The 13,438-nt window shown below is 74.0% G+C and carries 11 protein-coding genes; 7 read left to right on the forward strand and 4 right to left on the reverse strand.

Going from position 1 to position 13,438, the window contains the following annotated elements; genetic code table 11:
* Positions 1-125 precede the first annotated feature (125 nt).
* Positions 126-617 carry a hypothetical protein gene (locus OG553_RS05425; RefSeq protein WP_405977877.1) on the forward strand — a complete coding sequence of 164 codons (492 nt, stop codon included), beginning with the start codon at positions 126-128 and terminating at the stop codon, positions 615-617.
* Positions 618-627: 10 nt separating this feature from the next.
* Here the strand turns inward: OG553_RS05425 and OG553_RS05430 are convergent, their stop codons facing one another.
* Positions 628-2,115 carry a PLP-dependent aminotransferase family protein gene (locus OG553_RS05430; protein WP_405977878.1) on the reverse strand — a complete coding sequence of 496 codons (1,488 nt, stop codon included), beginning with the start codon at positions 2,113-2,115 and terminating at the stop codon, positions 628-630.
* A 90-nt stretch (positions 2,116-2,205) separates the two neighbouring features.
* Here OG553_RS05430 and OG553_RS05435 point away from each other — a divergent pair, with 90 nt between their 5' ends.
* From OG553_RS05435 to OG553_RS05455, 5 genes are all read left to right on the forward strand, one after another.
* On the forward strand, positions 2,206-2,436 hold the full coding sequence (locus tag OG553_RS05435) for a hypothetical protein (protein ID WP_405977879.1): 231 nt from the start codon (positions 2,206-2,208) through the stop codon (positions 2,434-2,436).
* A complete protein-coding gene (locus tag OG553_RS05440; RefSeq protein ID WP_405977880.1) occupies positions 2,433-3,068 on the forward strand; it encodes an NTP transferase domain-containing protein in 636 nt (211 codons plus the stop codon). Before OG553_RS05435 ends, OG553_RS05440 begins: the two co-directional genes overlap by 4 nt.
* Before the next feature lie 251 nt (positions 3,069-3,319).
* The gene (gene aceB, locus OG553_RS05445; protein ID WP_405977881.1) at positions 3,320-4,939 is read left to right on the forward strand and encodes a malate synthase A; all 1,620 of its coding nucleotides are present in this window, start codon (positions 3,320-3,322) and stop codon (positions 4,937-4,939) included.
* Between the two features lie 351 nt (positions 4,940-5,290).
* Positions 5,291-6,481, forward strand: coding sequence for a GDSL-type esterase/lipase family protein (locus OG553_RS05450; RefSeq protein ID WP_405977882.1), 1,191 nt, complete (start codon positions 5,291-5,293; stop codon positions 6,479-6,481).
* Positions 6,482-6,521: 40 nt separating this feature from the next.
* Positions 6,522-7,124: a 3'-5' exoribonuclease domain-containing protein gene (locus tag OG553_RS05455; protein WP_405977883.1), complete on the forward strand. Its 603-nt coding sequence runs from the start codon at positions 6,522-6,524 to the stop codon at positions 7,122-7,124.
* A 13-nt stretch (positions 7,125-7,137) separates the two neighbouring features.
* Here the strand turns inward: OG553_RS05455 and OG553_RS05460 are convergent, their stop codons facing one another.
* Together OG553_RS05460 and OG553_RS05465 are read right to left on the reverse strand one after the other, a co-directional pair.
* On the reverse strand, positions 7,138-8,208 hold the full coding sequence (locus tag OG553_RS05460) for a saccharopine dehydrogenase (protein WP_405977884.1): 1,071 nt from the start codon (positions 8,206-8,208) through the stop codon (positions 7,138-7,140).
* A 132-nt stretch (positions 8,209-8,340) separates the two neighbouring features.
* Positions 8,341-10,365, reverse strand: coding sequence for an ATP-binding protein (locus OG553_RS05465; protein ID WP_405977885.1), 2,025 nt, complete (start codon positions 10,363-10,365; stop codon positions 8,341-8,343).
* Positions 10,366-10,493: 128 nt separating this feature from the next.
* Between OG553_RS05465 and OG553_RS05470 the strand changes: the two genes are divergently transcribed.
* Positions 10,494-11,591, forward strand: coding sequence for an Lrp/AsnC family transcriptional regulator (locus OG553_RS05470; protein WP_405977886.1), 1,098 nt, complete (start codon positions 10,494-10,496; stop codon positions 11,589-11,591).
* A 157-nt stretch (positions 11,592-11,748) separates the two neighbouring features.
* Here the strand turns inward: OG553_RS05470 and OG553_RS05475 are convergent, their stop codons facing one another.
* Positions 11,749-13,140, reverse strand: a complete 1,392-nt coding sequence (locus tag OG553_RS05475) for a nucleobase:cation symporter-2 family protein (RefSeq protein WP_405977887.1) — start codon at positions 13,138-13,140, stop codon at positions 11,749-11,751.
* Positions 13,141-13,438 lie beyond the last annotated feature (298 nt).

Below are 13,438 nucleotides of genomic sequence, written 5' to 3' on the forward strand. Positions count from 1 at the left end.
CTTGCGGGGGTCGTCCTTGCGGGGGTCGTCCCCCGGCCGCAGAGGCCGGGAGGCAGGCGGGTGGCGGGGCCGCCCGGCCGGAAGCATTCGGGGGGTCGATCCCCGTCCGCGAAAGCGAGCCCCCGATGTCCGCGATCCCGAGCACGACCGAACGGCCCCACCGCCCCGCGCCCGCCGCTCCCCCGGCGCCCGTCCGCACCGCCCACGTCCTGTGGCTGACGGCCGTCGCCGCCGGGGCCTTCGAGACCGTGCTCGCGGTCGGCCGGATGGCCGCCGACGGCACCGGCTCCGCCGGGGAGATCGGCACGGGCCTCGCCGTCCGGCTCACGGTCTTCACGCTCGCCGTGCTGTGCGCCCGGCGGATGCGGGACGGCGCCCGGTGGGCGCGGGTCACCCTGGCGGTGGGCCTGGGGGTGCTGGGCACCGCCTCGATGGTCGTACCGCCGCTCGGCCACCTCGCCGACGGCGGCTCGGTCGCGGACGCCCTTTCCCGGGCGGGCGCCCTCGACCTGGTCTTCGGGGCGAGCCGGGCCGTGCACGTGGCGGCCGTGCTGGTGGCCGTGGCCCTGATGTTCCGGCCGGCGGCCAACGCGTACTTCCGACGGGCCGCCCGCTAGGGGAAGCCGTTCAGGCCACCCAGTAGGGCCGCTCGACCCCCGGGGCCAGCGGCACGCCGTCGTGGAAGGCCGCCGCGAGACGGCGTACGCCCTCCTCCAGGCGGTCGGCGGGGAGGGTGTACGGGATGCGCAGGCGGTGCTCGAAGGTGCCCGGGTCGACGCCGAAGCGGGCCCCGCGGCCGATGTGCACCCCGGCGGCCGCTGCGCGTTCCGCGAGGGCGGAGCTGACCGGCTCGCCGAGGTCCACCCAGAGGGAGAGGCCGCCGGGCGGCAGCCGCCAGGACCACTCCGGGGTGTGCCGCTGGAGGGCGGACACCAGGGCCGCCCGCTGGGCGCGCAGCTGCGCGAGCCGGTCGGGCAGGGTCCGGTCCAGGTTCTCCAGCAGCGGGAGCGCCACCACCTGGTCGAGTACGGATCCGGTCATGTCCGCGCCGACGCGTACGGCGGTCAGCTCGGCGATCAGCTTCGCGGTGGCCCGGACCCAGCCGACCCGCAGGCCGCCCCAGTGGGTCTTGCTCAGCGAGCCGATGGTGATCACGTGGTCGGCGCCCGAGCGGGGGGCGAGCGAGGCCAGCGGGGCGGGCGGGGGCACGTCGAGGGCGATGTCGGCGATGGTCTCGTCGACCACCAGCCAGGTACCGGTGGCCCGGGTCGCGGCGAGCAGCCGCAGCCGCTGCTCCTGCGGCATCAGGGAGCCCGTGGGGTTGTGGAAGTCCGGGACCGCGTACGCCAGGCGGGGCACGGTCTGGCGCAGCGTGGACTCGGCGATCTCCATGTCCCAGCCGGTGTCGGAGACGGCGATGGACCCGGTGCGCAGGCGGGCGTGGCGCAGGGCGTCGAGGGCGTTGGCGTAGGTGGGGTTCTCGGTGACCACCCGGTCCCCGGGCCGGCAGAGCAGGCTGACCACGAGGGCGAAGGCCTGCTGGGCCCCGGCGGTGACCAGGATCTGCTCGGGGCGGGTGGGCAGCCCGCGCCGGGTGAAGCGGTCCGCGACGGCGGCGCGCAGGTCGGGCAGCCCGAAGGGGTGGTAGCCGGGGGTGCGGGTGAGGCGGGGCAGTCGCGGGGCGGCCCAGGCGAGGGCTTCGGCGAGGCTGCCGTCGGGGGCTCCCATCGCGGCGATGGCGAGGTCGATGCCGGGGTCCCCGTCGGCGCTGTAGCCGCCGGCGCCGAGCAGCGCGTGGGCGCCGACGGGCGCGTGGCCCTCGGGGAGCTCGGTCCAGGTGCCGGAGCCGCGCCGGCTGCGTACGTAGCCGCTCTCGCGGAGCAGGTCGTAGGCGCCGGTGACGGTGGCGCGGCTGGCGCCGACCGCCTCGGCGAGCTCGCGTTCGGCGGGCAGCCGGACGTGCAGGGCGATGCGGCCGTCGAGGATCAGGGTGCGGACGGCATCGGCGAGGGCCCGGTAGCCGGGGCGGGCCAGTACCTCGGGCGGGAGCAGCGCCGCGAGCTGGCGGCTCCCGATCGTCCTGTCCGCCGTATGGACCACTCGCCCGTTTGCCATGCCAACCTCCCCTGATTGGCTCTGCCCGCCAGGCCAATCCGGGTCCAGACTCGCGGTATTGGCCCCCGATTGGCAAGGAGTTGCCCCGCGATGCCGTACCAGTCTCACGAGGTGTTCACCGACCGCGGCGAGCGGGCCCTGGCGGCCGCCGCCGAGAACCGGATCTCCGAGCCGCTGCGGGTCGGGGCCGCGCTGGCCTCCGTACGGCGGCTGCTGGCGGGTCTGCCACCCGTTCGGGGGAAGGGGCGGCGAGAATCACCGGCATGTCAGCAGTCGAACACTTCCGCGAAGCCGGCCCCGGCCGGCCCCCTGCCCCTGTGACGTCCGCACCGGGTTCTCCCGGCCGGAACTCCCCCGACCGGACCCCGCCGGTCATCGCCGGCCTGCTCCTGGCCGCCGGCGGCGGACGCCGGCTGGGCGGGCGCCCCAAGGCCCTGCTCCCCTACCGCGGGCGCCCGCTCGTCGAGAACGCCGTGCGCGTGCTGCGCGAGGCGGGCTGCGGTCCGCTGCACGTGGTGCTCGGCGCCTCGGCCGCGGAAGTGCGCGAGCGCGCGGACCTGGCGGGCTGCGTGGTCGTGGACAACCCGGACTGGGCCGAGGGGATGGGCTCCTCGCTGCGGGTCGGCCTGCTCTCCCTGGCCGGCACGGGGGCCCGCGCTGCCCTGGTGTCCCTGGTGGACCAGCCGGGGATCGGGCCGGAGGCGGTGGCCCGGGTGCGGGAGGCGTACCGGTCGCCGTCCAGCCTGGTGGCGGCGGCGTACGACGGGGAGCGCGGGCACCCGGTGCTGTTCGGGGCGGACCGCTGGGCGGACATCGCCGCGACGGCGACCGGGGACCGGGGTGCGCGCGTCCACCTGAAGAACCACGCCGCCGAGGTCATGCTGGTGGAGTGCGGGGACGTCGCGGCCGCGTTCGACATCGACACCCCGTCCGACCTGGCACGCCTGGACTGAGCGGGGCGTGACCGCGATGGCACTGAGGGCCACCGGCAAGTGGAATCTGTCGACTCAGAGAATCTCGACATCAACAAACCATTGAACTTCCACCATGAGGAAATTACTATCCACTGGTCAGAAGCGCCCTGAACCCCCAGACGGCGCCCGCGACCGTTACCCGGAACTCTCCACACCCGACGGCACTGCGTGCCGTCTCGCGCGAGCATTCCCCGCGGCCGCCAGGCACCGCCGCTGAAGGAGTGACAGATATGTCCGCACCAGCGCCGTCCCCGCTGGCCATCGTCGACGCCGAGCCCCTGCCCCGGCAGGACGAAGTCCTCACCGAAGCGGCCCTCGCCTTCGTGGCCGAGCTCCACCGGCGGTTCGCCCCCCGCCGCGCCGAGCTCCTCGCCCGACGCGGCGAGCGGCGTGCCGAGATCGCCCGCACCTCCACGCTCGACTTCCTCCCGGACACCGCACAGGTCCGCGAGGGCGACTGGAAGGTCGCGCCGGCCCCGGCCGCCCTGAACGACCGCCGCGTGGAGATCACCGGTCCGACCGACCGCAAGATGACCATCAACGCCCTGAACTCGGGCGCCAAGGTCTGGCTCGCCGACTTCGAGGACGCCTCGGCTCCCACCTGGGAGAACGTCGTCCTCGGCCAGCTCAACCTCATCGACGCCTACGAGCGCCGCATCGACTTCACCGACGCGCGCACCGGCAAGGCGTACGCCCTCAAGCCCGCCGACCAGCTCGCGACCGTGGTCATGCGCCCGCGCGGCTGGCACCTGGAGGAGCGCCACCTCAGCTTCGAGGGCGGCCCGGCCTCCGGCTCCCTCGTGGACTTCGGCCTCTACTTCTTCCACAACGCCCAGCGCCTGATCGACCTCGGCAAGGGCCCGTACTTCTACCTCCCGAAGACGGAGTCGCACCTGGAGGCCCGCCTCTGGAACGACATCTTCGTCTTCGCGCAGGACTACGTGGGCATCCCGCAGGGCACCGTCCGCGCGACCGTCCTCATCGAGACCATCACCGCGGCCTACGAGATGGAAGAGATCCTCTTCGAGCTCAAGGACCACGCGGCGGGCCTGAACGCGGGCCGCTGGGACTACCTGTTCTCCATCGTCAAGAACTTCCGCGACGGCGGCGAGAAGTTCGTCCTGCCGGACCGCAACGCGGTGACCATGACGGCCCCCTTCATGCGCGCCTACACCGAACTGCTCGTCCGCACCTGCCACAAGCGCGGCGCGCACGCGATCGGCGGCATGGCGGCCTTCATCCCGTCCCGCAAGGACGCCGAGGCCAACGCCATCGCCTTCGCGAAGGTCAAGGCCGACAAGGACCGCGAGGCCGGCGACGGCTTCGACGGCTCCTGGGTCGCCCACCCCGACCTGGTCCCGATCGCCATGGCGTCCTTCGACGCCGTCCTCGGCGAGAAGCCCAACCAGAAGGACCGCCTCCGCGAGGACGTCTCGGTGGCCCCCGGCGACCTGATCGCGATCGACTCGCTGGACGCCAAGCCCACCTACGAGGGCCTGCGCAACGCGGTCCAGGTCGGCACCCGCTACATCGAGGCCTGGCTGCGCGGCCTCGGCGCCGTCGGCATCTTCGGCCTCATGGAGGACGCCGCCACCGCCGAGATCTCCCGCTCCCAGATCTGGCAGTGGATCAACGCCGGAGTCGTGTTCGAGAACGGCGAGCTCGCCACCGCCGAACTGACCCGCAAGATCGCCGCCGAGGAGCTCGACGCGATCCGCGCCGAGGTCGGCGAGGAGGCCTTCGCGGCCGGGAAGTGGCAGCAGGCGCACGACCTCCTGCTCCAGGTCTCCCTGGACGCCGACTACGCGGACTTCCTCACCCTCCCCGCGTACGACCAGCTGGTCGGCTGACCCATCACCAAGACCCGCACCACCCACTTCGGCTGAATCGCACAGCAGTCGAGCACAGCTCCGCCCCCGAAGCCCCAACGGCACCGGGGGCGGAGCCGTTTCCATGCCCGGAGCGTGCGCACGCGCGAATCCGGACGGCGGCCTTCACTCCCCGCCGCCCCGGCCCCGCACGCCCTCCACGCCCGACCGACCGGTCGGACGTTACTGCATCGTAACGTGACTGTACCTAGCGGTAACAAGCGGGCGCGTGCCACCTTTCCGATGCCACCGGCGCCGGCGGTACCCCCACTTTCCAAGCCACGCACCGAAGTTGTCGGCAACTTCGGCGTGGCCGACCGCAGGAGTTCCGCAGTGATCGGATTCCGAAAGGCCGGCGAGGGCCGGGCCGCCCCCCGTCGTGTGCGACGACTGGCCGGCGCCGGGATGGTACTGCCGCTCGCGGCCGCGCTGCTCGCCGGCGGGGCCGGGACGGCAATGGCCGGGCCCGGGACGGGACCCACCGCCGTGGTGTCCATGGGCGACAGCTACATCTCCGGCGAGGCCGGACGCTGGAAGGGCAACAGCCTGACCAACAGCGGGAGCAGGAACGGCACCGACCGGGCGTGGGTCAGCGGCAGTTCCTACGATCCCGCCAAGGTCTACGGCACCACCGCGGGCGGGTGCCACCGCTCCGACTCGGCCGAGGTGCTGAGCGCCGGCGCCATCGCCGAGACGGCGGTGAACCTGGCCTGCTCCGGGGCCGTTTCGCAGAACGTCTTCCGCGCCTCCAACGGGGGCGTGGCCTACAAGGGCGAGGCTCCGCAGGCCGACCAGCTGGCGGCGGTGGCCGCGAGCCGCAACGTCAAGGTCATCGCGCTGTCCATCGGCGGCAACGACCTCGGCTTCGCCGACATCATCAAGGACTGCGCGTACGACTTCGTCCTGTGGGGCTCGTACTGCTACGACGACCAGCAGGCCGGGGTCGACCAGAAGATCGACGGCGTGATGGCCAACGTCGGCAAGTCGGTCGACGAGATCCGGGCGGTCATGCGCCAGGCCGGGTACACGGACTCCTCGTACCGGATCGTGCTCCAGTCCTACCCGTCCCCGATCCCGCGGGGCGCGGAGAACCGTTACACCCAGAGCGACTGGAGCCGGCTCAACACCGGCGGCTGCCCCTTCTGGAACCGGGACTCCGACTGGGCCCGGGACTCCCTCGTGCCGCAGATCGCGAACCGCCTCAAGGGGGTCGCGGCGGCCAAGGGCGTGCAGTTCCTGGACCTGCGGGACATGCTCCAGGGCCGTGAGGTCTGCGCGAAGGCAAGCAAGCAGGTCAGCTCCACCGTCCCCGCCTCGGGGAAGACCAGCGAGTGGGCGCGCTGGATCGACAACAACGAGTCCCAGGGCCTGATCCAGGAGTCCATGCACCCGAACTACTACGGGCAGCTGGCCGTCGGCCGCTGCCTGGCCCTGGCCGTGGCCCAGTCCGCGGACTCGGCCTCCAGCTGCAAGAACACCGCCGGGGGCGACCACACCGGCATGTTCCTGGCGGCCGCTCCGTAATTCGGAGGAGGACCGCGGGGCGGACTGTCATGATCAGGCCATGGCAGTCCGTCCCGCACGTCCCAGTCTCTACATCTCCGTCGACATCGAGGCCGACGGCCCGATCCCCGGCCCCTATTCGATGATCAGCTTCGGCGCGGCCGTCGCAGGCCGCCAGGACGGGGCCGTGTACACGGCCGCCGACCCGGAGCGGCAGACCTTCTACCGGGAGCTGCGCCCCATCAGCGACCGGTACGTGGAGGCCGCCCTCGCCGTCAGCGGCCTGGACCGCGAACGCCTCCTCCGCGAGGGCGCCGACCCGGCGGCGGCGATGGCGGAGTTCCGGACCTGGGTCCGGGAGGTCTCCGCCGGGGCGCAGCCCGTGATGTGCGGCTACCCCGCCTCCTTCGACTGGACCTTCCTGTACTGGTACCTGATCGAGTTCGGTGACGACAGCCCCTTCGGCCACTCCGGCTGCCTGGACATGAAGACCCTGTACGCGGCCAAGGCCCGGGTCCCGCTGCGCGCGGCCGTGAAGGGCCGGATGCCCCGCGAACTGCGCTCGCAGCGCCGCCACACCCACCACGCGCTGGACGACGCGGTCGAGCAGGCGGAGCTGATGAGCAACCTGATGCTCTGGCAGCCGGACCCCGAAGCCCCTTAGGCCGCGAAGCCCCTCAGGCCGCCTGCTCCGGCCCCTCCAGGGCCGCCAGGGCCGTGGTGAAGGCGGCGCGGCAGCGGAGCCAGTCCGGGTCCGGGGACGGCGCGTGCAGGTCGACGAGCTTGGGCAGGAGGTCCGCCGAGAAGGCGCGGGCCGCCTCGGCCGGGAGGAGGGACGGGAGGTTGTCGATGGCGATCACGTCCACCGGCGGGCCCCCGGCCGGCAGCCGCCGTGCCGGGGCCGTCCAGTCGGTCAGCCGGTCGTAGACGGGGAGCAGGTGCAGCTCCGATCCGGTGTCACAGGTGATGTCGGCGATCACCGAGAGCCGCCGGGGGCCCGGCGCCTCCAGGTCGGCCGGGGTCAGGAAGGGCGGCACCGGCCGGGTGGTGAGCACCGCGTTGACCAGGATGTCGTGGCCGAGCAGCACGGCCCGGTCCAGGTCCCGGGTCGCGGTGCGGTCCCAGCGGGTGACCGGTATCCCGGCGGTGGTCAGCGCGTCGCAGGCACCCCGGCCGCTGCGGCCGCCCGCGCCGATGACCAGTGCCCGCAGCCCGTCGGGGGCCGCCGCGCGCAGCCGGGCGTCGAGCTCCGGCCGGGGCAGCGGGACCAGCGGTGAGGTGAGGGCGCCGCGGGCGTGCAGCGCGGCCAGGGCGGCTCCCGCGTACCCGGCCCAGTAGCCGAAGGCGGCCAGCCTGCGGCCCTGCGCGTCGGCGAGGTACTCCAGGTCGAGCAGGGTCCCGCCGCCCGCCGCGAACCGGCGCAGCAGCTCGGGGGCCTGCGCCTGGCCCTTGTAGGCGTGCCCGAAGTAGACGTGCCGGTGGTGCAGGAGCTCGGGCGTCGGGGGGAGTTCCTTCAGACCGAGGACGTACGCGGACCCGGGCGCGGCCCGCGACCAGGAGCCGGCCGGTGCGGTGCGGCAGCCGGCCGCCTCGTACGCGTCGAGCGGGAAGACCCGGTGGGCGGAATCCTCCACGGTGATCCGTACGCCCTGCCGGACGAGCCGTAAGGCGTCCTCGGGGGTCAGGGGGGCGCGCCGTTCGGTGGGCCGGGTCTCGGTGCGCATCCAGAGCTGCGGTGTTTCGGGCATCGCTTTACCACCTGTCCGGTCGGAAGGGGTGGGCTCATGCGATGTCTTTCCGCGTCCTTGACGCGGTACGCCGGGCGGGTGCCGCAACTCCGGGCCCGGTGGCACCTCGTGCCCCAGCCGGTGACCCGCGGCTCAGAGTTCGGGCAGCAGGTCCCTCAGCGTGCTCCGGCAGCCCTCCTCGTGTGCCGTCCGGTAGGCCTCCGGGCTCATGCAGGCCCGCAGGGTCCGCTCGGCGCGCGGGGGGAGGGCGGCGACCGGGCGGTGGCCGGAGACCGCGCCGAGCAGCCTCGCGGACTCCTCGTAGTGGCCGAGGCCCGCCTCCAGTTCGGCCAGCAGCTCCGCCGAGAGGGCCTGCCCGAGCCGGTCCCCGAGGGCCAGCTGGATCTCCAGGGCGGCCACCAGCCTTGTGCGGGCCAGCGCCGGGCGGTCCTTGCGGCGCTGCACGATCGCCTGGGCGTAGTCGGACCAGGACCGGGCCCACAGGTCGGCGGGGGCGCCCGGTTCGCCGTCCCCGACGGGTACGGCCGCCGGGCCGGTGTGCGCGAGCGCCATCTCCAGGGCGGCCCGCAGCGCCTCGTGTCCCGGCCCGAACTCCGGCTCCGGCGGGAGCTGTCCGAGGGCGTCGCGGAACTCGTCGGCGGCCTCGCCGGGCCGGTCCTGCCACAGGGCCGCGGTGCCCCGGGCGTGCGCCAGGTAGGCCAGCGCGGCGTCCTCGCCCTCCAGTACGGCCGCGGTCCAGGCCTCCACCAGCAGCGGATCGGCGGCCCCGGCCCGGCCGAAGGCGGCGGCCAGCCAGGCCGCCAGGCACAGCGCGCGGGCCGGCCGGGGCTCCGGGTGCAGGGCGAGGGCCCGCTCCAGGTGGCGGCGCCCCTCCGCCTCCAGCCCGCAGGCCGACCAGAGGAACCAGAGGGACACCGCCACCTCCAGCGCCCCCGCCGGCCCGGCCTCCGCGAGCGGGTCCATCGCCCGGCGCAGCTCGGGCAGTTCCCGCAGGGCCAGGGCGCGGGCCTGCGGCTGCGCCCCCGACCGCCACAGCCAGGCCGCCCGTTCGGCGATGACCCGGCACCGCTCGTGGTGGCGGCGCTCGGCCAGTGCCGCTTCGGTGCCGGGGGCGTGGGCCAGCCGCCGGGCCTCGTAGGCCCGTACGGACAGGGGCAGCCGGTAGCGGCCCGGTTCCCCGGGCTCCGCGAGCAGCGCGGGGGCGAGCCGGCGCAGGGCCTCGGCGGCGTCCTCGGGGCCGAGTTCGCCGAAGCCGCAGACCTGGGCGACGGCGGCCTCGTCGAAGGAGCCCGCGAAGACGGACAGCCGGGTCCACAGGAGCCGCTCGCCGGGCGAGGACGGCCGGTGCGCGTGCAGGACGTCGGCGCCGTCGGCCCGGCCCGCTCCCCCGGTGAGGAAGCCGAGCGGGTCGGCGGTCAGCCGGCGCAGCGCCTCGGCCGGGCCGTAGCGGCCGGCCCGTCCGGCGGCCAGCTCCAGCGCGCCGGGGATCCCGTCGAGGGCGCGGCACAGGGCGGCGACGGCGCCGGCGTTGCGGTCGGTGAGTTCGAAGGAGGGGTCGGCTCCGCGCGCCCGCTCCGCGTAGAGGCGTACGGAGGCGTAGCCGGAGACCCCGGCGGCGTCGGCGTCCTCGGCGGCGATGGCGCGAGCGGTGTCCTCGGCGGTGTCGCCGGTGGAGCGGCGACTGGCCGGATCCTGCGGTTCCGGAGGCAGCGGAAGCGGGCCCACAAAGACCTCGACCCCTTTCCGGAGCCCCAGAGTCCGCTGCGAGGTGGCCAGAATTCGCACCCGGGGCAATCGAGCCAGCAGCCTGCCCGCGAGCGCCCCCGCCCGTTCCCCGAGCTGCTCGCAGCCGTCGAGGACCAGCAGTGCCCCGCGGCCTTCGAGCCGCCGCTCAAGCTCCTGCGCCAGGGTGTCCCGCAGCGCTCCGGGCAGACCCGCGAGATCGGCCCACACCACGTCGGCGCCCTCGCTGCGGCGCAGGGTCCGGACCGCCCGAAGGGCGAGCCGCGTCTTGCCTATTCCCGCAGGTCCGACCAGGCTGACCAGGCGTTCCGCGCCGAGCAGGGCAGCGGTGCGCGCGAGCTCGCGCTCCCGCCCCACGAAACTCGACAGTTCGGCCGGCACCGTGTGGCGCAGGCTCGAGCCGAGGTCCCCCACACGTCCTCCTCCCGATCTCCTCAAGGCCCGCTCGACCGCCGGGTGGCGTGCCGGGGCCCACGAGGAGAGATGATCAGCCGAAAGCAGGGTTGACCGGCCGATGGCCGGGAGAACCACCAGGGGAAGGTATGAACTCGGCCATTTCCGCCATCGACGACACCGACCGGGCGCTCGTCCACGCACTCCAGCTCGCCCCCCGCGCGAGCTGGGAGCGCCTGGCCCAGGTCCTCGCCGTGCGTCCCGAGACCCTCGCCCGCCGCTGGGAGCGGCTGACCTCCGCCGGCGACGCCTGGGTCTCCGGCCTCGGGCTGCGCACGGGCAACCAGGCGCCCTGCATGGCGTGGGTCGAGGTGACGTGCGCGGCGGGCGCCGCCCCGGCGGTGGGCGCGGCCCTGACCGGCGACGCCCACACCATGGGCGTGGAGCACACCACGGGCGACCGCGACCTGCTGGCCTTCGTCGCCGTGCCGAACCTGCACATGCTGTACCAGTACCTCTCCTTCCGGGTGCAGCGGATACCGGGGGTGGTCGGCACCCGTTCCTCGATGGTCACGGCCGTGCACGCTTCCCCCGACCGCTGGCGGCTGGACCAGCTGACGCCCGCCCAGGCCGACCTGCTGACCGGGCGCGGCCGCCGCAAGGGGGCCGCGGCCTCCACGGCGCCGGTCGCCCCGATGCCGGAGGAGGACCGGGCGCTGGTGCTGGCGCTGGCCTCGGACGCGCGGCGCAGCGTGGCCTCGCTGGCCCGGGAGTCGGGGATGAGCGAGTCGACCGTACGCCGCCGCCTGGGCCGCCTGGAGGCGGGGCACAGCCTGCGCTACAGCTGCGCGATGGCCTCGGGGCTGACCGGCTGGCCGGTGTCCGCGACGGTGTGGGCGGAGGTGCCCGAGCACGAGGTGGCCGACTGCGCGGCGGTGGCCTCGGGGCTGCGCGAGACCCGGACCTGCATGTCCGTCAGCGGCCGCTGGAACTTCATGATCGGCGCCCGGCTGCGCACCGTGGAGGACCTGTCCCGGTACACCGCCGACCTGACGCGGCGGCTGCCGGGGCTGCGGGTGACCGACACGGTGGTGGCCCTGCACGTGCGCAAGTCGGAGGCGCAGGAGCTGGACCGGACGGGCCGCCGGGTGCGGACGGTCCGGCCGGACATCTGGACGGACACCACGCCGGTGCCCTGGGACGAGGCCCTGCCGTACGGAACGGGCCGCCCGCACGGGACGGCGTGACGGCGCGCGGGGCGCCGAGGGGGGCCGTGCCGCGCGGGGGTACGCCGACGCGGGGTACGCCGACGCGCGGCGGCGCGCACGCCACACCCGCAGTGGGTGACGTACGCGCCGCCGCGCGCGGCGTCCGGTCCCGCCCCGGAGGGCCGGGGCGCCGGACTCAGTGGACGAAGGCGGGCTCCGCCGCGGCTTCCGCGGCCGCGTCGCGCTTCGCCCCGAGGTGGTTGAAGGCCAGGTTGAGCAGGATCGCCACGACGCACCCGGTGCTGATGCCGGAGTCGAGGACGACCAGCAGGTCCTTCGGGAAGGCGTGGTAGAACTCCGGCGCGGCGATCGGGATCAGGCCGATGCCCACCGAGGCGGCGACGATCAGGGCGTTCTCGCCCTTCTCCATGGCCGCGCCCGCCAGGGTCTGGATGCCGCTGGCCGCGACCGAGCCGAAGAGGACCACGCCGGCGCCGCCGAGGACGGGCAGCGGGACCACGCCGATGACGGAGGCGGCCATGGGGCACAGGCCGAGCAGGATCAGGATCCCCCCGCCGGCGGCGACCACGAAGCGGCTGCGCACCTTGGTCATCGCGACGAGCCCGATGTTCTGGGCGAAGGCGCTGCACATGAAGCCGTTGAACAGCGGGCTGAGCGCGCTGCCGAGGGTGTCGGCGCGCAGGCCGCCCTCGATGGTCTTCGCGTCCGCGGGCCGGCCGACGATCTTGCCGAGGGCCAGGATGTCGGCGGTGGACTCGGTCATGCACACCAGCATCACGATGCACATCGAGATGATCGCGGCGACCTGGAACTGCGGGGCGCCGAAGTGGAAGGGGGTCGGGAAGCCGACGACGGAGGCGTTCTTGACGGCGTCGAAGCTGGTCATGCCCAGCGGGAGGGCGATCAGCGTGCCGGCGACCAGGCCCAGCAGGATGGAGATCTGCTGGAGGAAGCCGCGCAGGAACTTCCGCATCACCAGGACGATCGCCAGGGTGAGGGCCGCCATGCCGATGTTCTCCATCGAGCCGTAGTCGGCGGCGGCGCGGTTGCCGCCCTGCGACCAGTTGAAGGCCACGGGGAGCAGTGACACGCCGATCAGGGTGATCACGGTGCCGGTGACCACGGGCGGGAAGAACCGGACGAGTTTGCCGAAGTAGGGGGCGGCTATGAAGCCGACCAGTCCGGCGACGATGATCGCGCCGAAGATGATGGGGATGGCGTCGTCGCCCTCACCCTTGCCGATGGCGATCATCGGGGTCACACCGGCGAAGGAGACGCCGTTGACGAAGGGGAGCTTGGCGCCGATCTTCCAGAACCCGAGGGTCTGGAGGAGGGTGGCGAGCCCTGCGGTGAAGAGCGAGGCGCCCATCAGGAAGGCGGTCTCGGTGGCGGAGAGGCCGACCGCCGGACCGACGATCATGGGCGGGGCGACGACACCCGCGTACATGGCGGCCACGTGCTGGAGACCGCTCGTGAACATCTTCAGCGGAGGCAAGGTCTCGTCGACCGGGTGCTTCTCCTCCGGTACTGCGACTGCATCTTTGCGAAACCTGGGCGTTGCGGCCACGGCTTCCTCCGGTCGGTTAGACACGTCGGCAGGGACGTGGGTGTCATGGAGGTGGTGCAAAAGCGTGCTGGTCCAGCCTGTATGGAGTTGTGGGTGCTGCGACTTCTTGTCCCAAGGGGTGCGGAATCGATTCGCCCAAAATCGGCTCCACGCGGTGGCGGCCCCACCCCGTTAGGGGCTGGGGGTGCCGTGGCGAGCGGTGACCGCTCCCGGGGGCGCCCTCGGATCTCTCCTCGGGCGCTTCCCGGGAACGGCTGCCGCGGACCCCGCTCGGGTCCGCGGCCGCCGGCCGGGGGCC

Origin of the sequence: Streptomyces sp. NBC_00158, assembly GCF_045160885.1 — a bacterium.
Classification (GTDB): Bacteria; Actinomycetota; Actinomycetes; order Streptomycetales; family Streptomycetaceae; genus Streptomyces.

Excerpts from the sequence above, each read along its gene's own strand:
- OG553_RS05460 (WP_405977884.1), bottom strand. The coding sequence starts at position 8,208 with ATGCCCGAAACACCGCAGCTCTGGATGCGCACCGAGACCCGGCCCACC.
- OG553_RS05430 (WP_405977878.1), bottom strand. The coding sequence starts at position 2,115 with ATGGCAAACGGGCGAGTGGTCCATACGGCGGACAGGACGATCGGGAGC.
- OG553_RS05455 (WP_405977883.1), top strand. The coding sequence starts at position 6,522 with ATGGCAGTCCGTCCCGCACGTCCCAGTCTCTACATCTCCGTCGACATC.
- OG553_RS05435 (WP_405977879.1), top strand. The coding sequence starts at position 2,206 with ATGCCGTACCAGTCTCACGAGGTGTTCACCGACCGCGGCGAGCGGGCC.
- OG553_RS05425 (WP_405977877.1), top strand. The coding sequence starts at position 126 with ATGTCCGCGATCCCGAGCACGACCGAACGGCCCCACCGCCCCGCGCCC.
- OG553_RS05470 (WP_405977886.1), top strand. The coding sequence starts at position 10,494 with ATGAACTCGGCCATTTCCGCCATCGACGACACCGACCGGGCGCTCGTC.
- aceB (WP_405977881.1), top strand. The coding sequence starts at position 3,320 with ATGTCCGCACCAGCGCCGTCCCCGCTGGCCATCGTCGACGCCGAGCCC.